Source organism: Streptomyces sp. NPDC049541 (assembly GCF_044465725.1).
Lineage (GTDB): Bacteria > Actinomycetota > Actinomycetes > Streptomycetales > Streptomycetaceae > Streptomyces.
This window is the reverse complement of the sequence record NZ_JBITLY010000001.1, coordinates 279,245-298,908: the sequence shown is the minus strand read 5'-3', so window position 1 is coordinate 298,908 and position 19,664 is coordinate 279,245. Positions and strand designations below refer to the sequence as shown.

The following is a 19,664-nucleotide window of genomic DNA, read 5'->3' as shown; positions in this document are numbered from 1 at the left end:
CCCCTGGCACGGCGGTTCCGGGACGAGGCACGGGCGGTGTGCGGACGACGCTGCGATCACTCGGGTCGCCGCGCTCCGTACTGACGGACGCGGACTGAGGCGGCTCGGCCGGAACCGGGACTTCTCGCAGACGTCAGGGACGGCGGGTTCCCCAACTGATTCACAGCCGATGACCAGGTTCGCCACAGCCCGCACCTACTCCCCCTTTGCACGATGCGCTCGTGACATCTGCCACCGATCCACTCCCCCACACCACCGAGACCGTGTCCGCCGACTGGCCGCCGCCGGCCCCGACCGCGGTACCCCCGGACAGGGCGCCCCGCTGGTCGCTGCCCGCGCTGATCGCGATTCTCGCCTTGGCGGCTGCCCTGTATGCCTGGAATCTCTCCGGCTCCAGCATGAACACCTTCTACAGCGGTGCCGTCTGGGCGGGCACGCAGAGCTGGAAGGCGTGGTTCTTCGGGTCGCTGGACCCGGGCAACTTCCTGACCGTCGACAAACCGCCGTTCGCGCTCATGGTCATGGGCCTGTCGTGCCGCGTCCTCGGCTTCGGCACCTGGCAGATGATGGCCCCGATGATCGTGGCGGCCCTCGCCACGATCTGGATCCTGCACACCACGGTGAAGCGGGTCTGGGGCCACGGCGCGGCAACCGTCGCCGCGCTGGTGCTGGCGCTCACCCCGATCACCGTCGCCATCAACCGCGACAACAACCCGGACACCCTGCTCGTCTTCCTCATGGTGGCGGGCGCGGCGCTGGCGTTCCGTGCCACCCGTGACGAGAGACTGCTGCCGCTGCTCGGCTCGGCCGCCTGCTTCGGCCTCGCCTTCAACACCAAGCTGCTCGCGGGCTGGATCGCCCTGCCGGCCGTCTTCGCGCTCTACCTCTACGCATCGCAGGCCCCTTGGGTGAAGCGCGTCGTCAACCTGCTGCTCGCCGCGGTCGTCCTGGCCGTCTCCAGCTTCTGGTGGGCGGTCGCCGTCTCCCTGGTCCCGGCCTCCGACCGGCCCTACATCGGCGGCTCCACGGACGGCTCCGCCTGGAACCTGATCATGGGCTACGACGGTCTCGGCCGCGTCTTCGGCGGCGAGGGCAACGGCCAAGGCCGCGGGGGCGGAGGCGGCGGCTTCTCCGGTTCCGCCGGCCTGGGGCGGATGTTCAACGACATCCTCGGCGGCCAGATCTCCTGGCTGCTGCCCTTCTCCGCGATCGCCCTGGTCGGCGGCCTGGTCCTGTGCGGGCGCGCCCCGCGCACCGACCCGCGCAGGATGGCACTGGTGCTGTGGGGCGGCTGGACCCTGCTGCACTACGTGATCTTCGCGACCGCCCAGGGCACCATGCACCCGTACTACACGACCGCTCTCGCCCCGGGCATCGCGGCACTGTGCGGCGGCGGGGGCGCGATGCTGCTGGACGCCTTCCGCCGCGACAAGCGCTGGGCGTGGGTGCTCCCGGTCGCCTTCGGCGTCACCGGTGTCTGGGCGATCGTGCTGCTCCGGCGCGCCTCCGGCTGGAACACCTGGCTGTGGCCCACGGTCGGCGTCCTCACCGTGGCCGGCGTCGTCGGCATGCTGGTGTCCCGCTCGGGCTCCCGCGCCCGGCTGCTGACGGCGTCGCTGGCGGCGGCGGTCATCGCGGCCCTCGCGGGCCCTACGGCGTATGCGGCCTCGCCGGCCTTCGGCTCCTCCGGCGGCATGATGGGCGGCACCAACCCGACGGCCGGCCCCTCCACGGGAGGCGGCTTCGGCGGCGGCCCCGGCGGCAACCGCGGCGGCTTCCCGGGCGGCGGCGAACTGCCGGGTGGCACCCGGGCAGGCGGCCAGGCCCAGGGCGCGGGCGGCTTCCCCGGCGGCGGGCAGCAGGGCCAGAACGGTGAACTGCCGGGCGGCGATCAGACGATGCCGGGTGGCAGTCAGCAAGGTGGCGGCCAAACCCCCGGCGGCAGCGGCGAGTTGAGCGGTACATCCGGACAGGGCGGCAGCTTCGGCCGTGGCGGCATGGGTGGTGGCCCCGGCGGTATGGGCGGCGCGGACAGCGGGCTCGTCTCGTACCTGAAGGAGCACCAGGACGGCGCCGAGTGGCTGCTCGCGGTGTCCAACTCGCAGAGCGCCGCCCAGATCGAGCTCAGCGCCAGGGAACCGGTCATCTCCATGTGGGGCTTCACCGGCTCCGACAACGCGATGACGGTCGCCAGGCTCAAGGAGCTGGTGAAGAAGGGCGAGCTGCACTACATCCAGATCGGCAGCGGCGGCATGGGCGGCGGCCCCGGCGGCGGCAACAACCTGAGCACCGAGGTGTCGAACTGGGTGCAGCAGCACGGCACGGCGGTCAAGGAGAGCGCCTACAGCAAGAGTTCGACGTCGAACGCGACCCCGAACACGAACTCCTCGTCGTCCTCGTCCCGTTCGAGCTCGTCGTCCCTCTATCGCCTGGACCCGTCGGACGTCAGCTGACGGACTCCGGCACCGAGGGGCCCCGACCACATTGGCCGGGGCCCCTTTTTACGTCCCGTTTACCTGCTTGACCTCATGTCCATGTCACCCTCCTTCTTGCCGCCTCCATTCAACCCGCGTAGATGGGAACCCCCACATGACGGCGACACGCACCCGCCGCTGGAAGTCGGTGGCCTGGGCCACCGCGGCCGTCCTGGTCGGCCTCACCACCCCGGCCCTGACCGCGACTCCGGCCGGCGCCACGACGACCGACTACGACTCGACGTACTACAAGAACGCGATCGGCAAGACGGGCGCGAGCCTCAAGTCCTCCCTGCACACGATCATCAGCAGCCAGACGAAGATCTCGTACGACGCGGTCTGGAACGCGCTCAAGGTCACCGACCAGGACCCGAACAACAGCAACAACGTCATCCTGCTCTACAGCGGTGTCTCCCGCGCCAAGTCCCTGAACGGAGGCGACACCGGCGACTGGAACCGCGAGCACGTATGGGCCAAGTCCCACGGCGACTTCGGCACCTCGACGGGTCCCGGCACCGACCTGCACCATCTGCGCCCCGCCGACGTCCAGGTCAACGCCATCCGCGGCAACCTCGACTTCGACAACGGCGGCAGCGCGGTCACGGGCGGCGGCGGCAGCAAGGTCGACTCCGACTCCTTCGAGCCGCGCGACGCGGACAAGGGCGACGTGGCCCGCATGATCCTCTACATGGCGGTCCGCTACGACGGCGGCGACGGCTTCCCCGACCTGGAGCCCGACGAGAAGGTCAACAACGGCAGCAACCCGTACATCGGCAAGCTCTCGGTCCTCAAGCAGTGGAACGACGAGGACCCGCCGAGCGCCTTCGAGGAGAAGCGCAACCAGGTCATCTACGACACCTACCAGCACAACCGGAACCCGTTCATCGACCACCCGGAGTGGGTGGACGCGATCTGGTAGGCCGGTGGCGCCGGGCGGGGCCGGTGAAATTCCGTGGTCCGGCACGGCCGGCTCCGCCTGGGTTCGGCGGCATGGCTGCCGACGAATGCTTCACGCATCCACAGCTTGCCGCGATCTACGACCGACTGGACCCCGACCGCAGCGATCTCGACGCCTACGTCCGCATGGCGGAGGAGTTCGGGGCCCGTCGGGTTCTGGACATCGGCTGTGGGACGGGGGTGTTCGCACTCCTGCTTGCCGACCGCGGGATCGAGGTCGTCGGCTGCGATCCCGCCCGGGCATCCCTCGATGTCGCCCGGGCCAAGCCGGGCAGCGAACGGGTGCGCTGGATCTGCGGTGAGGTGACAGCACTTCCGCCGCTGCAGGTCGACCTCGCGACCATGACGGCGAACGTCGCCCAGCAGATCGTCGACGCCCAGGAGTGGGAGAAGACGCTGAAGGGGGCGTACCGCGCGCTGCGACCCGGCGGCCGGCTGGTGTTCGAGACCCGCGATCCGGCCCGGCGCGCCTGGGAGGAGTGGAACCGCGAGGACTCCTGCCGGGTGACGGAGATCCCGGGCGTCGGCGCGGTCGAGAGCTGGGTCCGGTTGACCGAGGTCAGCGGGCCACTGGTGGCATTCCGCTGGACCTATGTGTTCGCCGCGACCGGGCAGGTGCTGACCTCGGACTCGACACTGCGTTTCCGCGAACGGCACGAGGTCGAGGCCGAGTTGGTGGCGCAGGGGTACGCGGTGGAAGGCGTGCGCGAGGCACCCGACCGGCCGGGCAGGGAGTTCGTCTTCCTCGCACGACGTCCGTAGACGGCCACTCCCCGCCCCGCGACGACCCGCCGTCAGTCCAGATGTGTCGCCGCGAACATCCGCAGCACCGCCGGAAGCACCACCACCGAGGGGCCGGGTGACGCCAGCGCCTTCCCCAGGTCCGTCTCCAGGGCCTCCGGCGTCGTACGCACTCCCGGCACCCCGAAGGACTCGGCGAGGGCCACATAGTCCGGACGGGACAGCTCCGTCGCCGTCGCCCGGCCGAAGGCGTCCGTCATGTATTCGCGCAGGATGCCGTAGCCGCCGTCGTCGACGATCAGCCAGGTGACGTTCAGGTCGTACTGGCGGGCCGTCGCCAGTTCCGCGATCGAGTACAGGGCGCCGCCGTCACCCGACACCGCCAGCACCGGGCGGGTCGGGTCGGCCGCCGCTGCCCCCAGGGCCGCCGGGAAGCCGTAGCCGAGGCCGCCGGCGCCCTGGGCGGAGTGCAGGAGGTTGGGGCCCTTCGCGTCGAAGGCCGACCAGGCCCAGTAGGCCAGGATCGTCATGTCCCAGAAGGACGGGGAGTCGGCGGGCAGCGCCCGGCGGACGGAGGCCAACACGTCCTGTTCCAGGGTGAGTTCCTGGGCGGCGATGCGTTCGGTGACCTTCGACAGGACCGCCCTGACCCGCTCCGGTGCCGTGGGGTCCGTGCGCTCGGACACGGTCTCCAGCAGCGCCTGCAACGCCAGGCGCGCATCCGCGTGGATCCCCAGCGCCGGGTGGTTGGACTCCAGCTTGCCGAGGTCCGCCTCGATCTGCACGACCCGGCCGCGGGGCTTGAACGTGTGGTAGTTCGAGGAGAGTTCACCCAGGCCCGAGCCGACCACCAGCAGGACGTCCGCGTCCTCCAGGAAGTCCGTCGTGTGCCGGTCCTCGATCCAGGACTGGAGGGACAGCGGGTGCTTCCAGGGGAAGGCCCCCTTACCGCCCGGTGTCGTCACCACCGGCGCCTGCAACACCTCCGCCAGCTGCCGCAGTTTGCCCGAGGCGTCCGCCCGTACCACTCCCCCGCCCGCGATGATCGCCGGGCGTTCGGCGCGGGAGAGCAGGTCGGCGGCCACGGCCGTCAGCTCGGGGCGCGGCACCAGGTCCTGCGGTGTCGCATCCACCCCCGTCACCACCGGCAGCGAGGTCTGCGCCAGCAGTACGTCCTGCGGGATCTCCACCCACACCGGGCCGTGCGGGGCGGTCAGCGCCGACTTCCAGGCCGCCGCGATCGCGGACGGGATCTGGGACTGGGTGCGGACCGTGTGCACCGACTTGACCACGCCCCGGAACGAGGCCGCCTGGTCCGGGAGTTCATGCAGATAGCCGTGCCTGCCGCCGCCCAGCCCCGCCGTCGGGATCTGGCTGCTGATCGCCAGCACGGGCGCCGAGGCCGCGGCCGCCTCCTGCAACGCGGCCAGGGACGTCAGGGCCCCCGGGCCGGTGGACAGGAGCAGCGGCGCCGCCTCGCCGGTGATCCGGCCGTACGCGTCCGCCGCGAACCCCGCGTTGTTCTCCACGCGCAGGCCCACATACCGCAGCGCCGACCGGCGCAGCGCGTCGAACATGCCCAGCGCGTGCTGGCCGGGCAGTCCGAAGACCGTCGTCGCACCGAGTCCGGCGAGCGTCTCCACGACCAGGTCTCCGCCGTTGCGGCCGGGAGGAGGGTTCAGAGCGGCGGAGATCTGCGCCTCGGTCGGGCGGAGTTCCAGGTCGTGGTCGTGGGTCACTTGCCCTCGTTCCCCTTGTTCTCCGTGCGGGCCGCGGCGATCCGGCGGGACATGATCGTGGTCAGTTCGTACGCCGTGTGGGACGCGGCCACCGACGTGATCTCCGCGTGATCGTACGCGGGCGCCACCTCGACGACGTCCGCCGAGACCAGGTTGCAGGAGGCGAGGCCGCGCAGGATCTCCAGCAGCTCGCGGGAGGTCATGCCGCCCGCCTCCGGGGTGCCCGTGCCGGGCGCGTGGGCCGGGTCCAGGCAGTCGATGTCGATCGAGATGTACAGCGGGCGGTCGCCGATGCGCTGCCGCAGCTGGTCGGCGACCTCGTCGGCGCCCCGTCGGTAGACGTCCGCCGAGGTGACGATGCCGAAGCCCATCTTCTCGTCGTCGGTGAGGTCCTGCTTGCCGTAGAGCGGGCCGCGGATGCCGACGTGGGAGAGCGCCTCGGTGTCGAGGATGCCCTCCTCCACCGCCCGCCGGAACGGGGTGCCGTGGGTGTACTCGGCGCCGAAGTAGGTGTCCCAGGTGTCGAGGTGGGCGTCGAAGTGGAGCAGGGCGACCGGGCCGTGCTTCTTCGCCACCGAGCGCAGGAGCGGCAGCGCGATGGTGTGGTCGCCGCCCAGGGTCATCAGGCGGGCGCCCGTGCCCAGCAGCTCGTCCGCCGCCGCCTCGACGGTCTCCACGGCCTCGTTGATGTTGAACGGGTTCACTGCGATGTCCCCGCCGTCCGCCACCTGCGCCAGCGCGAACGGGGACGCGTCCTGCGCCGGGTTGTACGGCCGCAGCAGCCGGGACGCCTCGCGGATCGCGTTGCCGCCGAAGCGGGCGCCCGGCCGGTACGAGACGCCCGAGTCGAACGGCACGCCCACGACGGCGACATCGGCGCGGCCGACCTCGTCGAGGCGGGGCAGCCGGGCGAAGGTCGCGGGTCCGGCGTACCGCGGGATGCGGGAGGAGTCGACGGGGCCGCGGGGCGTCTCGTTACTGCTCATGGGCTGATGCCTTCTTTCCTACGCTTCGTCGCGTATGGAGCGATACGTTCTGATTCTCGTACGACTCTACTGGGGAGCCGGGACCGGTTCGGACGCGAGTTCGGAGGACCGTCCCGCGAGACGCTCGCGCCAGGTGGCGAGGACACGCTCGTCCGTGGGCTTCGTCCCCAGGGAGACCGCCGCATATGCGACGAGGGACGACAGAAGACCGTAGTAGACGGGCTCGTTGGCGAGGATGCCGTAGCCGGCCATCAGGCCGATGACCGCGAGGCCGCCGACGATCACCGAGGCGAGGGCGCCCTGCACGGTGCCGCGCTTCCACAGCAGCCCGCCGAGGATGGGCACGAGGAGCCCGCCGACCAGCAGGTTGTACGCCACGGTCAGCGCCTCGACGACGTTGTTGAGCGCGATCGCCGTACCGATCACCGCGAGGCCCATGATCAGGATGAAGGCGCGGTTGCCCCTCACCTCGTCGTGCTCGCCCTCGGACCTCCGTACGGCTCCCCGCAGCCGCGACCAGATGTCGTTGTTGGCCACGGTGGCGCAGGCGATCAGCGCGCCGGACGAGGTCGACATCACGGCGGCGAGCGCGGCGGCCAGCACCAAGCCCCTCACCCCGACCGGGAGTTCGTCCTTGACGATGGTCGCGAAGGCGTCGTCCGGGCTGCCCAGCTTCGGGTACAGCACCTTGGCTGCCGTACCGATGACGGCGCCGGCGAGGGCGTACGCCAGACAGTAGGTGCCCGCGACCGTGCCGCCCCACTTCGCCGTCGTGTCACTGCGGGCGGTGAAGACGCGCTGCCAGATGTCCTGCCCGATCAGCATGCCGAACGTGTAGATCAGGACATACGTGAAGATCGTCTCGCCGCCGATGCCCAGCGGGTCGAAGTACGCGGTGGGCAGCTTGGCCTTCATCTCGGAGAAGCCGCCGGCCTTGACGACCGCGATGGGCAGCAGGAGCAGCAGCACGCCGACCGTCTTGACCACGAACTGCACCATGTCGGTGAGCGTGATCGACCACATGCCGCCGAGCGTCGAGTACGCGACCACGATCGAGCCGCCGAGGACGATCGCGACCGTGCGGTTCATGTCGAACAGGACGTCGAAGATCGTGGCGTACGCGATGGTGGACGTCACCGCGAGCATGAGCGTGTACGCCCACATGACCACACCGGAGATGACGCCCGCGCGGCCGCCGTACCTCAGGTCCAGCATCTCGGAGACGGTGTAGACCTTCAGGCGGGCGATGCGGGCGGAGAAGAAGACGGACAGGGCGAGCAGCCCGAGGCCGATGGTGAAGACCATCCAGGCGCCGGAGAGGCCGTACTGGTAGCCGAGGCCGACGCCGCCGATGGTGGACGCGCCGCCGAGGACGATCGCGGCCATGGTGCCGGAGTACATGGCGGGCCCGAGGCGGCGCCCCGCGACCAGGAACTCGCTCTTCGACCTGGCGCGGCGCATGCCCCACCAGCCCACGGCCAGCATTCCGGCCAGATAGACGACGATCACTGTGTAGTCGATGGCCACGGGGCCCTCCTTCGCTCGGTCTCGCCGGCGGGTGATGAGCACTGACACTAGGTGGCTGAAAAGCGACTGCGAAGTGTACGTTTCATCCATTCGAGCCGTACGGGGTGGAGGGAGCGCACACCATGCCGGACTCCGCGGTTCCCGCCACGCCACCCACGCCACCCGTGCCTCTGTCGGCACTCCTGGCCCGTGAGGACCTGGCCCTGCGGCAGATCGCCGGGCCTGCCGACCCGAGCATCGTCATCCACTGGGCGCACACCTCGGAGATGGCCGACCCGTACCCGTATCTGCTGGGCGGGGAGCTGCTGCTGACGGCCGGGGTCCACGTCCCGGAGGCCGCCGGTTCCGGCACCTACTTCGACGACTACGTGGCGAGGATCGTGGCGGCGGGCGGCGCGGCCCTCGGCTTCGGTCTGGCTCCCGTGCACGACTCGGTGCCCCGCGCCCTGGTCGCGGCGTGCGACGCGCACGAGCTGCCGCTCGTCGAGGTCCCTGAGCAGACCACGTTCTCCGGCATCGCCCGCGCCGTCTGGCAGCTGATGGCCCAGGCCCGCCTCGCCGAACTGCGCCGGGTGACGGAGGCCCAGCAGAGCCTCGCGGCGGCGGCCTCCCGCCCGGACCCGGTGCCGTCGGTGCTGCGGCAGCTGGCCCAGCGGGTGGGCGGCCGGGCAGTGCTGTACGGACCGGAGGGCGCGGAGATCGCCTCCGCGGGGCGCCCGGCGGAGACCGCCGTCCGGGAGGCGCTGGCCCGGCTCGCGGAGGTCGTACGCCCCTCCGGTCCGGGGACGCCCACCTCCGCCACCGACACGGCCGCCGGCACCCACCTCGCCGCCTACGCCCTCGGCACCGGGCAGGGCTTCGCACTCGGGGTCGCCGCGCCGCGGCGGGAGCCCGGCGATCACACCATCGCCTCCGTGGCCGCGGTCCTGCTCTCCCTCCTCACCGGCGAGCACCAGAGCGGCACGGGTGCGGCACGGTCGTCCGCGCTGGTACGGCTGCTGCTGGGGGCACCGCCGGCCGAGGTGGCCGCCCTCCTCGGGCCCGGCCCCTGGCTCGTGGTGCACGCCCGGCAGGACGCGCAGGCACCCGACCCGGTGGCCGCCTCGGCCCTGGGTGCCGCCCTCGGGTCACCGCTGGTCGACCTGGCGGACGAGGTCGTACGGGTCCTGGTGCCCGCCGACCGCGAACCGTCCGCACAGCCGGGCTGGACGCTGGGCGTCAGCGCCGTCTCGACCCCGGCCGGGTGGCCGGCCGCCGACACCCAGGCCGGCCGCGCGCTGGCCCGCGCCCGCGCCACCCGCGCGGCCCTGGTCCGGCACGGCGACCGGGCGGGCCTCGCCGACCTGGTGCCCTCCGAGGAGGCCGCGGCCCACGCCCGCACGCTGCTCGCCCCGATCGCGGGCACCCCCGCGCTGGCCGAGACCCTGCGCACCTGGCTCTCCCTGCACGGCAGTTGGGACCGTACGGCCGTCGCCCTGTCCGTGCACCGCAACACGGTCCGCCAGCGCATCACCCGCTGCGCCGCCCTCCTCGACACCGACCTGGACGACCCGGACGTACGCATGGAGCTGTGGTTCGCGCTGCGGCAGCAGTAGGGACGACGGCAACAGGTACGGCAGCAACAGGTACGGCAGCAACAGGTACGGCAGCAATAGGTATGCGAGCCCATGTCGCTGAGTACGTGACGCGCGTCCCAGCGCGCCGGACGCCAGGGAATCGCACAGTCGGCTGCCTCACAATGGGTTTCATGCCGATACCCGGGACACCCAGCCGCACCGAGCTCCTCGAGCACCTCGTGAAGACCCGCATCGCGGGCGATGTCGCCACCCCGCGCGAGAACAACCTCTCCCACTACCGACAGCTCGCGAACGGCGTCCGCAACTTCTGGCTCGGACTGGAACTCGGCGACCGGTGGACCGACGAGCAGGACGTGCTCGCGGTGATGGCGGAGCGGGTGGGCGTGAACGACGACCCCGAGTACCGGTACGGCCAGGACACCATCGACCCCGAGTTGACGGTGGGCGGTCTGGAGCGGATGGCGGCACGGCTGCGCAAGGCGGCCGAGGGGCGGCAGCGGGTGCTGTTCGCGACCGGCCACCCGGGCGGCCTGCTCGACGTGCACCGCGCCACGGCCGCCGCACTGCGCGCAGCCGGCTGCGAGATCGTGGTGATCCCTGAGGGCCTGCAGACCGACGAGGGCTACGTCTGGCAGCTCGCGGACGTGGCGGTCCTGGAGCACGGCGCCACCCTGTGGCACACGCACTCCGGCGAGCCGATGAAGGCCATCCTCACGGCACTGGAGGAGGAGGGCCGCCCGCTGCCGGACCTGGTCGTCGCCGACCACGGCTGGGCGGGCTACGCCGGCCAGCACGGCGTCGACTCCGTCGGCTACGCCGACTGCAACGACCCGGCCCTCTTCCTCGCCGAGGCCGAGGGCACCGTACAGGTGACGGTCCCCCTCGACGACCATGTGCCGAGCCCGCGCCACTACGACCCGATGACGGCGTACCTGCTGGCGGAGGCGGGTCTGTCCTGACGGTCCGGGGGTCCCGTCAGCGCGGGACCCGGACCAGCCCTTCCTGGATCACCGAGATGGCCAGCTGCCCGTCCTGCGTGTAGATCCGGGCCTGGCCGAGGCCGCGGCCGCCGTGGCTGGTCGGCGACTCCTGGTCGTAGAGCAGCCATTCGTCGGCGCGGAAGGGGCGGTGGAACCACATGGCGTGGTCGAGCGAGGCGCCGACCACGTCCCCGACGGCCCAGCCGCCCCGGCCGTGCGCGAGCAGGATCGAGTCGAGCAGGGTCATGTCGGAGACATAGGTGGCGAGGACGACGTGCAGCAGGGGGTCGTCGTCGAGCTTGCCGTTGGTGCGGAACCACACCTGGGAGTGCGGCTCGCGCGGCTCGCCGAACTTCCCGTACGGCGGCTCCTCGACGTAGCGCAGGTCGACGGCCTCGCGCGCCTCCAGGAACCGCTCGACCACCATCGGGTCGAGGTGGTCGTAGCCGCGCAGCCGCTCCTGGGAGGTGGGCAGCGTGGCCGGGTCGGGCGCGGGCGGCATCGGGGTCTGGTGGTCGAGGCCTTCCTCGTCGGTCTGGAAGGAGGCCGACAGATGGAAGATCGGCTTGCCGTGCTGGACGGCGACCACCCGGCGGGTGGTGAAGGACCGGCCGTCACGGATGCGGTCGACCTGGTAGACGATCGGCGCGCCCGGGTCGCCCGGCCGCAGGAAGTACGCGTGCAGCGAGTGGGCGTACCGGTCCGCGGGGACCGTACGTCCCGCGGCGACCAGCGCCTGGGCCGCGACCTGTCCGCCGAAGACGCGGGGGACGACGGCGGACCGGGACTGGCCGCGGAAGATGTTCTCCTCGATCTGCTCGAGGTCGAGCAGATCGAGGAGACCCTGTAGTGCCTGGCTCATGGCAGACAGTTGTACCCGCCAATGATTTCTAGGGGTTTCCCGGGTCTTACAGACCCATGTCCTTGGCGATGATCGTCTTCATGATCTCGCTGGTGCCGCCGTAGATGCGGTTGACGCGGTTGTCCGCGTACAGACGGGCGATCGGGTACTCGTTCATGAAGCCGTAGCCGCCGTGCAGCTGGAGACAGCGGTCGATGACGCGGTGGGCGACCTCGGTGCAGAACAGCTTGGCGGAGGCGGCCTCGGCGGGCGTCAGCTCACCGGCGTCGAGGGCCTCCAGGGCGCGGTCGGCGACGGCCTCGGCGGCGTCCACCTCGGCCTGGCAGGCGGCCAGCTCGAACTTGGTGTTCTGGAAGGCGGCGACGGGCTTGCCGAAGACGGTGCGCTCCTGGACGTACTCCTTGGCGAACCGGACGGCGGCCTTGGCCTGCGCGTAGGCACCGAAGGCGATGCCCCAGCGCTCGGAGGCGAGGTTGTGGCCGAGGTAGTAGAAGCCCTTGTTCTCCTCGCCGAGGAGGTCCTCGACGGGCACCTTGACGTCGACGAACGCCAGCTCGGCGGTGTCGGAGGTCTTGAGGCCCAGCTTGTCGAGCTTGCGGCCGATGGAGTAGCCCTCGGACTTGGTGTCCACGGCGAACAGGGAGATGCCGAAGCGGCGGTCCTCGGCGGTGGGCGCGGAGGTGCGGGCGCAGACGATCACGCGGTCGGCGTGGACGCCGCCGGTGATGAAGGTCTTGGCGCCGTTGAGGACGTAGTGCGTGCCGTCCTCGGAGAGCTTGGCGGTGGTCTTCATGCCCGCGAGGTCGGAGCCGGTGCCCGGCTCGGTCATCGCGAGGGCCCACATCTCCTCGCCGGAGACGAACTTCGGCAGGAAGCGCTTCTTCTGCTCGTCGGTGGCGAGCATCTTGATGTACGGCAGACCGAGCAGCACGTGCACACCGGAGCCGCCGAACTGCACGCCCGCGCGCGCGGTCTCCTCGTACATCACGGCCTCGAACTTGTACGAGTCGATGCCGGCGCCGCCGTACTCCTCGTCCACGCGGATGCCGAAGACGCCGAGCTCGGCGAGCTTGTAGTAGAAGTCGCGCGGCGCCTGGCCGGCGGCGAACCACTCGTCGTAGACCGGGACGACCTCGGCCTCGATGAAGGCGCGCAGGGTCTCCCGGAACGCCTCGTGGTCCTCGTTGAACACCGTACGGCGCACCGCCGCCACCTCCACCTGATCCTTGGGTCCATGTCTAAGCGCTTGCTCAGAACACCAAGGTACCGGCGGGTAAGGAGAGGCGTCCAGAGGTGATCCCGTAACGCTCGTCACTCCGCCGCGGCCGCCGCGAAGGCTCCCCGCGCCATCCGGTGCAGCAGCTCCGCCGTCGCCCCGCGGCCCGGCAGCGAGCCGGGGCGGCCCAGGTGCGGGGTCGAGTTCAGGAGGCCGAAGACCGAGTGCACGGCGGAGCGGGCGGCGGGTTCCGCGATGCCCGGATAGACCTTCCGCAGCGCCTCCACCCACAGCTCGACGTACTGCCGCTGGAGCTGGCGCACCAGCTTGCGGTCGCTGTCCCGGAGGCGGTCCAGCTCGCGGTCGTGCAGGGTGATCAGGGGGCGGTCGTCGAGCGCGAAGTCGATGTGCCCTTCGATGAGCGAGTCGAGGACCGCCTCCGCGGGGCCCCCGTCCGCCTCCGCCAGGCGCCGCTTGGCACCGGTCAGCAGCTGGCCGCTGATCCCCACCAGCAGCTCCGCGAGCATCGCGTCCTTGCCGGCGAAGTGGCGGTAGAGGCCGGGGCCGCTGATGCCGACGGCGGCACCTATCTCGTCGACTCCGACCCCGTGGAAACCGCGCTCGGCGAACAGCCGCGCGGCCTCCTTGAGGATCTGCTCGCGGCGGGTGGGGGCGTCGGTTCTGGTGGCCATGAAGGTAATTCTAGACAGGGAGGTTAGCGGTCGTTAACCTGAAGGAAATGGTTAACGCTCATTAACAGTCGACCACTGGGTGAGGGGACCGCAGGATGCACGAGGCACCGGAGCTGACGAGCGCGGCCGATCCCGCGTCGGAGGCCTGGCGGGCCAATGAGGCGGCGCACCGGGCGCTCGTCGAGGAGCTGCGCGGCAAGCTGGCCGCGGCGCGGCTCGGCGGCGGCGAGAAGGCGCGGGCCAGGCACACCGCGCGCGGCAAGCTGCTGCCGAGGGACCGGGTGGACACACTGCTCGACCCGGGCTCACCGTTCCTGGAGCTGGCGCCGCTGGCCGCGGACGGGATGTACGACGGGGCCGCACCCGCCGCCGGGGTCATCGCGGGTATCGGGCGGGTCAGTGGACGCGAGTGCGTGGTCGTCGCCAACGACGCCACCGTCAAGGGCGGCACGTACTACCCGATGACGGTGAAGAAGCACCTGCGCGCCCAGGAGGTGGCCCTGGAGAACCGCCTGCCGTGCATCTACCTGGTCGACTCCGGGGGCGCCTTCCTGCCCATGCAGGACGAGGTCTTCCCCGACCGTGAGCACTTCGGGCGGATCTTCTACAACCAGGCCCGGATGTCCGGGGCGGGTATCCCGCAGATCGCCGCGGTCCTCGGGTCGTGCACGGCGGGCGGGGCGTATGTCCCGGCGATGAGCGACGAGGCGGTCATCGTCCGGGGCCAGGGGACCATCTTCCTGGGCGGGCCTCCTCTGGTGAAGGCCGCGACCGGTGAAGTGGTGACCGCCGAGGAGCTCGGCGGCGGCGAGGTGCACTCCCGGGTATCCGGGGTGACGGACCACCTGGCGGAGGACGACACGCACGCGCTCAGGATCGTGCGGAACATCGCCGCCACGCTCCCCGCGCGCGGGCCGCTGCCCTGGGAGGTCACGGCGGCCGTGGAGCCCAAGGTGGATCCGTACGGCCTGTACGGCGCGGTGCCGGTCGATCCCCGTACCCCGTACGACGTCCGGGAGATCATCGCGCGCGTGGTCGACGGCTCCCGTTTCGCCGAGTTCAAGGCGGAGTTCGGGCAGACCCTGGTCACCGGCTTCGCGCGGATCCACGGCCACCCGGTCGGGATCGTCGCCAACAACGGCATCCTGTTCTCCGAGTCCGCCCAGAAGGGCGCCCACTTCATCGAGCTGTGCGACCAGCGCGGCATCCCGCTGCTGTTCCTGCAGAACATCTCCGGCTTCATGGTCGGCAAGGGCTACGAGGCGGGCGGTATCGCCAAACACGGCGCGAAGATGGTCACCGCCGTGGCCTGCACGCGCGTACCGAAGCTGACGGTCGTGGTCGGCGGCTCGTACGGCGCGGGCAACTACTCGATGTGCGGCCGCGCCTACTCCCCCCGCTTCCTGTGGATGTGGCCCGGCGCCAAGATCTCCGTCATGGGCGGCGAGCAGGCCGCCTCCGTGCTCGCGACCGTCAAGCGGGACCAGCTGGAGGCCCGGGGCGAGGAGTGGCCGACGGAGGACGAGGAGGCCTTCAAGGCGCCGATCCGGCAGCAGTACGAGCGCCAGGGCAACGCCTACTACGCCACCGCCCGGCTCTGGGACGACGGCGTGATCGACCCGCTGGAGACCCGCCAGGTGCTGGGTCTCGCGCTGACCGCCTGTGCCAACGCGCCGCTGGGTGAGCCCCAGTTCGGCGTCTTCCGGATGTGAGGAGGGGACCCATGTTCGACACAGTGCTCGTGGCCAACCGGGGCGAGATCGCCGTCCGCGTGATCCGTACGCTCCGCTCGCTGGGCGTGCGCTCGGTGGCCGTCTTCTCCGACGCCGACGCCGACGCACGGCATGTCCGGGAGGCCGACACGGCGGTACGGATCGGTCCGGCGCCCGCGGCTGAGAGCTACCTCTCGGTGGAGCGGCTGCTGGAGGCCGCCGCCCGCACCGGCGCGCAGGCCGTCCACCCCGGATACGGCTTCCTCGCGGAGAACGCCGGCTTCGCGCGCGCGTGCGCCGACGCGGGGCTGGTCTTCATCGGGCCGCCCGCCGAGGCCATCTCCCTCATGGGCGACAAGATCCGCGCCAAGGAGACGGTGAAGGCGGCCGGAGTGCCGGTCGTGCCCGGCTCCAGCGGCAGCGGGCTCTCGGACTCCCAACTCGCCGACGCTGCCCGGGAGATCGGGATGCCGGTGCTGCTGAAGCCGTCGGCCGGCGGTGGCGGCAAGGGCATGCGGCTGGTGCGCGACGCGGAGCGGCTGGCGGACGAGATCGCCGCCGCCCGCCGCGAGGCCCGCGCCTCCTTCGGCGACGACACGCTCCTCGTGGAGCGGTGGGTGGACCGGCCCCGGCACATCGAGATCCAGGTGCTGGCGGACGGCCACGGGAACGTGGTGCACCTGGGCGAGCGCGAGTGCTCGCTGCAGCGCCGGCACCAGAAGATCATCGAGGAGGCGCCCAGCGTGCTCCTCGACGAGGCAACGCGCGCGGCGATGGGCGAGGCGGCGGTCCAGGCGGCCCGCTCGTGCGGGTATCGCGGGGCGGGCACGGTGGAGTTCATCGTGCCGGGCGGGGACCCCTCCTCGTACTACTTCATGGAGATGAACACCCGGCTCCAGGTGGAGCACCCGGTCACCGAGCTGATCACCGGGCTGGACCTGGTGGAGTGGCAGCTGCGGGTGGCGGCGGGCGAGCAACTGCCGTTCAAGCAGGGCGACATCACACTCACGGGGCACGCGATCGAGGCGCGGGTGTGCGCCGAGGACCCTGCGCGCGGCTTCCTGCCGTCCGGTGGCACGGTGCTGCGGCTGCGCGAGCCCCAGGGCGACGGCGTCCGCACCGACTCCGGGCTCAGCGAGGGCACCGAGGTCGGTTCGCTGTACGACCCGATGCTGTCCAAGGTGATCGCGTACGGGCCGGACCGGAAGACGGCGATCCGGAAGCTGCGGGCAGCCCTCGCGGAGACGGTGACGCTGGGCGTGCAGACCAACGCCGGGTTCCTGCGGCGGCTGCTGGCGCATCCGGCCGTCGTCGCGGGCGAGTTGGACACCGGCCTGGTGGAGCGGGAGGTGGACGGCCTCGTCTCCACGGACGTGCCGGAGGAGGTGTACGAGGCGGCGGCGGCCGTACGGCTGGCGGCCCTGGAGCCCCGCGGGGAGGGCTGGACCGATCCGTTCTCCGTGCCGAGCGGCTGGCGTCTGGGCGGGGTGCCGAGGCCCGTCGGCTTCCACCTGCGGGTGCAGGACCCCGCGGAGTACGTGCCGCGCGGCAGCCACACCCTCACCGACGACACCGTCTCCGTCACCCTCGACGGCGTCCGTCACACCTTCCACCGCGCCGCCGACTGGATCGGCCGCGACGGCGACGCCTGGCATGTGCGCGACCACGACCCGGTGGCCGCGTCCCTCACGGGTGCGCGGCACGCGGGCGCCGACTCGCTCACCGCGCCCATGCCCGGCACGGTCACGGTGGTGAAGGTCGCCGTCGGTGACGAGGTGAGCGCAGGGCAGAGCCTGCTGGTCGTCGAGGCGATGAAGATGGAGCACGTCATCTCCGCCCCGCACTCCGGCACGGTCGCCGAACTGGACGTCACCCCGGGCACGACGGTCGCCATGGACCAGGTACTGGCGGTCATCACGCCGGCCGGGAACCCGGCGGAGGAGGAGAAATGACGCTGCCCATGGCCGTACCGGCTCCCGGTCTGCCGGCCCGCGTCCGTATCCACGAGGTCGGCGCGCGTGACGGCCTGCAGAACGAGAAGTCGACGGTGCCGACTCAGGTGAAGGCGGAGTTCGTCCGCCGCCTGGCCGACGCGGGGCTCACGACGATCGAGGCGACGAGCTTCGTCCACCCCAAGTGGGTGCCCCAACTCGCCGACGCCGAGCAGCTGTTCCCGCAGATCAGCGATCTGCCCGTGGACCTCCCGGTCCTCGTCCCGAACGAACGCGGCCTGGATCGCGCCCTGGCGCTCGGCGCCGGCCGGGTCGCGGTGTTCGCGAGCGCCACGGAGTCCTTCGCCAAGGCCAACCTCAACCGCACGGTGGACGAGGCGCTGGCCATGTTCGAGCCGGTGGTGGCCCGGGCCAAGTCCCAGCAGGTCCATGTCCGCGGCTACCTCTCCATGTGCTTCGGCGACCCCTGGGAGGGGGCGGTCCCGATCCCCCAGGTGGTCCGGGTCTGCAGGGCCCTGCTGGACATGGGCTGCGACGAACTGAGCCTCGGCGACACGATCGGGGTGGCGACGCCGGGCCATGTCCGCGCCCTGCTGACCGACCTGGACGTCCCCGTCGAGAAGGTGGGCGTCCACTTCCACGACACCTACGGCCAGGCCCTCGCCAACACCCTGGCCGCCCTCCAGTACGGCGTCACCACGGTCGACGCCTCCGCCGGCGGACTCGGCGGCTGCCCGTACGCCAAGTCCGCCACCGGCAACCTCGCCACCGAAGACCTCGTGTGGATGCTTCAGGGCCTCGGCATCGACACCGGAGTCGATCTCGGCCGCCTCGTCGCCACCAGCGTGTGGATGGCCGAACAACTGGGCCGACCCAGCCCGTCCCGCACCGTCCGCGCCCTCTCCCACCAGGAGCAGTGATCACAGCCATGGACTACCGACTCTCACCCGAGCTGGAGGAACTCCGCCGCACCGTCGAGGAGTTCGCACACGATGTCGTGGCACCCAAGATCGGCGAGTTCTACGAGCACCACGAGTTCCCCTACGAGATCGTCCGCGAGATGGGCCGCATGGGCCTGTTCGGGCTGCCGTTCCCGGAGGAGTACGGCGGTATGGGCGGCGACTACCTGGCGCTGGGCGTGGCACTGGAGGAGCTGGCCCGCGTGGACTCGTCCGTCGCCATCACCCTGGAAGCCGGTGTCTCCCTGGGCGCCATGCCGATCCATGTCTTCGGCACCGAGGAACAGAAGCAGCAGTGGCTGCCCCGCCTGTGCTCGGGTGAGATCCTCGGCGCCTTCGGCCTGACCGAGCCGGACGGCGGCAGCGACGCCGGAGCCACCCGTACCACGGCCCGGCTGGACGAGGAGTCGGAGGAATGGGTGATCAACGGCACCAAGTGCTTCATCACCAACTCGGGCACGGACATCACGGGCCTGGTCACGGTGACGGCGGTGACCGGCCGCAAGCCGGACGGCAAACCGCTGATCTCCTCGATCATCGTCCCGTCCGGCACCCCGGGGTTCACGGTGGCGGCCCCGTACTCCAAGGTCGGCTGGAACGCCTCGGACACCCGTGAGCTGCACTTCTCCGAGGTCCGCGTCCCGGCGGCCAACCTGCTGGGCGAGAAGGGCCGCGGTTACGCCCAGTTCCTGCGCATCCTCGACGAGGGCCGGATCGCCATCGCCGCGCTCGCCACCGGGCTCGCCCAGGGCTGCGTGGACGAGTCGGTGAAGTACGCGAAGGAACGCCAGGCCTTCGGCCGTCCCATCGGCGCCAACCAGGCCATCCAGTTCAAGATCGCCGACATGGAGATGAAGGCCCACACCGCCCGGCTGGCGTGGCGCGACGCGGCCGCCCGGCTGGTGAGCGGCGCCCCCTTCAAGAAGGAGGCCGCGCTCGCCAAGCTCCACTCCTCCACCGTCGCTGTCGACAACGCGCGCGAGGCCACCCAGATCCACGGCGGCTACGGCTTCATGAACGAGTACCCGGTGGCCCGAATGTGGCGCGACTCCAAGATCCTGGAGATCGGCGAGGGCACCAGCGAGGTCCAACGCATGCTGATCGCAAGGGAGTTGGGACTGGTCGGCTGACCGCGGGCATGACACCAGGGCTCCGGCCCACAGGCTGCTGACAGGTTCGGGCTCGGAACGCCCACACCCCCTGGACATCTAGTGAGGTTAGGCTAACCTACGTTCGAAGTTGTCCGGCGGGCGTTGTCGTCCGGCGGGCGTTCCGCTCCGTTCGAAAGCA

General features: G+C 71.2%; 15 protein-coding genes. 9 read left to right on the top strand and 6 right to left on the bottom strand.

Features of this window, described 5'->3' with window-relative positions:
* The first annotated feature begins 221 nt into the window (after positions 1-221).
* The 3 genes from ACIBW9_RS01380 (at position 222) to ACIBW9_RS01370 (ending at position 4,193) form a co-directional block, all read left to right on the top strand.
* On the top strand, positions 222-2,453 hold the full coding sequence (locus tag ACIBW9_RS01380) for an ArnT family glycosyltransferase (RefSeq protein ID WP_398950049.1): 2,232 nt from the start codon (positions 222-224) through the stop codon (positions 2,451-2,453).
* Positions 2,454-2,589: 136 nt separating this feature from the next.
* A complete protein-coding gene (locus tag ACIBW9_RS01375) occupies positions 2,590-3,393 on the top strand; it encodes an endonuclease I family protein (protein ID WP_398950047.1) in 804 nt (267 codons plus the stop codon).
* Positions 3,394-3,464: 71 nt separating this feature from the next.
* Positions 3,465-4,193, top strand: coding sequence for a class I SAM-dependent methyltransferase (locus ACIBW9_RS01370; RefSeq protein ID WP_398950044.1), 729 nt, complete (start codon positions 3,465-3,467; stop codon positions 4,191-4,193).
* A 32-nt stretch (positions 4,194-4,225) separates the two neighbouring features.
* Here the strand turns inward: ACIBW9_RS01370 and ACIBW9_RS01365 are convergent, their stop codons facing one another.
* The 3 genes from ACIBW9_RS01365 to ACIBW9_RS01355 form a co-directional block, all read right to left on the bottom strand.
* The gene (locus ACIBW9_RS01365) at positions 4,226-5,911 is read right to left on the bottom strand and encodes a thiamine pyrophosphate-binding protein (RefSeq protein WP_398950042.1); all 1,686 of its coding nucleotides are present in this window, start codon (positions 5,909-5,911) and stop codon (positions 4,226-4,228) included.
* A complete protein-coding gene (gene speB, locus ACIBW9_RS01360) occupies positions 5,908-6,897 on the bottom strand; it encodes an agmatinase (RefSeq protein WP_398950040.1) in 990 nt (329 codons plus the stop codon). Before speB ends, ACIBW9_RS01365 begins: the two co-directional genes overlap by 4 nt.
* Before the next feature lie 66 nt (positions 6,898-6,963).
* A complete protein-coding gene (locus ACIBW9_RS01355; protein ID WP_398950038.1) occupies positions 6,964-8,424 on the bottom strand; it encodes a sodium:solute symporter in 1,461 nt (486 codons plus the stop codon).
* Between the two features lie 122 nt (positions 8,425-8,546).
* On the opposite strand from ACIBW9_RS01355, the gene ACIBW9_RS01350 reads away from it, so the two are divergent.
* Positions 8,547-10,019, top strand: coding sequence for a PucR family transcriptional regulator ligand-binding domain-containing protein (locus ACIBW9_RS01350; RefSeq protein WP_398950036.1), 1,473 nt, complete (start codon positions 8,547-8,549; stop codon positions 10,017-10,019).
* Between the two features lie 152 nt (positions 10,020-10,171).
* The gene (locus ACIBW9_RS01345) at positions 10,172-10,960 is read left to right on the top strand and encodes a phosphatase (protein WP_398950034.1); all 789 of its coding nucleotides are present in this window, start codon (positions 10,172-10,174) and stop codon (positions 10,958-10,960) included.
* A 16-nt stretch (positions 10,961-10,976) separates the two neighbouring features.
* Here the strand turns inward: ACIBW9_RS01345 and tesB are convergent, their stop codons facing one another.
* From tesB to ACIBW9_RS01330, 3 genes are all read right to left on the bottom strand, one after another.
* Positions 10,977-11,843, bottom strand: a complete 867-nt coding sequence (gene tesB / locus ACIBW9_RS01340; protein ID WP_398950032.1) for an acyl-CoA thioesterase II — start codon at positions 11,841-11,843, stop codon at positions 10,977-10,979.
* Positions 11,844-11,889: 46 nt separating this feature from the next.
* A complete protein-coding gene (locus ACIBW9_RS01335) occupies positions 11,890-13,047 on the bottom strand; it encodes an acyl-CoA dehydrogenase family protein (RefSeq protein WP_398950030.1) in 1,158 nt (385 codons plus the stop codon).
* 107 nt (positions 13,048-13,154) lie between these two features.
* Positions 13,155-13,751, bottom strand: a complete 597-nt coding sequence (locus ACIBW9_RS01330; protein ID WP_398950028.1) for a TetR/AcrR family transcriptional regulator — start codon at positions 13,749-13,751, stop codon at positions 13,155-13,157.
* A gap of 95 nt (positions 13,752-13,846) precedes the next feature.
* Between ACIBW9_RS01330 and ACIBW9_RS01325 the strand changes: the two genes are divergently transcribed.
* Genes ACIBW9_RS01325 through ACIBW9_RS01310 form a run of 4 tightly spaced genes read left to right on the top strand, consistent with a single transcriptional unit; the run spans position 13,847 to position 19,504 of the window.
* Positions 13,847-15,463 carry a carboxyl transferase domain-containing protein gene (locus ACIBW9_RS01325; RefSeq protein ID WP_398950026.1) on the top strand — a complete coding sequence of 539 codons (1,617 nt, stop codon included), beginning with the start codon at positions 13,847-13,849 and terminating at the stop codon, positions 15,461-15,463.
* Positions 15,464-15,474: 11 nt separating this feature from the next.
* Positions 15,475-17,415: an acetyl/propionyl/methylcrotonyl-CoA carboxylase subunit alpha gene (locus ACIBW9_RS01320; protein WP_398950023.1), complete on the top strand. Its 1,941-nt coding sequence runs from the start codon at positions 15,475-15,477 to the stop codon at positions 17,413-17,415.
* Positions 17,412-18,335, top strand: coding sequence for a hydroxymethylglutaryl-CoA lyase (locus ACIBW9_RS01315; protein WP_398950021.1), 924 nt, complete (start codon positions 17,412-17,414; stop codon positions 18,333-18,335). The genes ACIBW9_RS01320 and ACIBW9_RS01315 overlap by 4 nt, the downstream gene beginning before the upstream one ends.
* An 8-nt stretch (positions 18,336-18,343) precedes the next feature.
* On the top strand, positions 18,344-19,504 hold the full coding sequence (locus tag ACIBW9_RS01310) for an acyl-CoA dehydrogenase family protein (protein ID WP_398950019.1): 1,161 nt from the start codon (positions 18,344-18,346) through the stop codon (positions 19,502-19,504).
* Positions 19,505-19,664 lie beyond the last annotated feature (160 nt).

Coding starts and splice junctions, on each gene's coding strand:
- ACIBW9_RS01375 (WP_398950047.1), top strand. CDS start 2,590: ATGACGGCGACACGCACCCGCCGCTGGAAGTCGGTGGCCTGGGCCACC.
- ACIBW9_RS01370 (WP_398950044.1), top strand. CDS start 3,465: ATGGCTGCCGACGAATGCTTCACGCATCCACAGCTTGCCGCGATCTAC.
- speB (WP_398950040.1), bottom strand. CDS start 6,897: ATGAGCAGTAACGAGACGCCCCGCGGCCCCGTCGACTCCTCCCGCATC.
- ACIBW9_RS01350 (WP_398950036.1), top strand. CDS start 8,547: ATGCCGGACTCCGCGGTTCCCGCCACGCCACCCACGCCACCCGTGCCT.
- ACIBW9_RS01345 (WP_398950034.1), top strand. CDS start 10,172: ATGCCGATACCCGGGACACCCAGCCGCACCGAGCTCCTCGAGCACCTC.
- tesB (WP_398950032.1), bottom strand. CDS start 11,843: ATGAGCCAGGCACTACAGGGTCTCCTCGATCTGCTCGACCTCGAGCAG.
- ACIBW9_RS01330 (WP_398950028.1), bottom strand. CDS start 13,751: ATGGCCACCAGAACCGACGCCCCCACCCGCCGCGAGCAGATCCTCAAG.
- ACIBW9_RS01325 (WP_398950026.1), top strand. CDS start 13,847: ATGCACGAGGCACCGGAGCTGACGAGCGCGGCCGATCCCGCGTCGGAG.
- ACIBW9_RS01320 (WP_398950023.1), top strand. CDS start 15,475: ATGTTCGACACAGTGCTCGTGGCCAACCGGGGCGAGATCGCCGTCCGC.
- ACIBW9_RS01315 (WP_398950021.1), top strand. CDS start 17,412: ATGACGCTGCCCATGGCCGTACCGGCTCCCGGTCTGCCGGCCCGCGTC.
- ACIBW9_RS01310 (WP_398950019.1), top strand. CDS start 18,344: ATGGACTACCGACTCTCACCCGAGCTGGAGGAACTCCGCCGCACCGTC.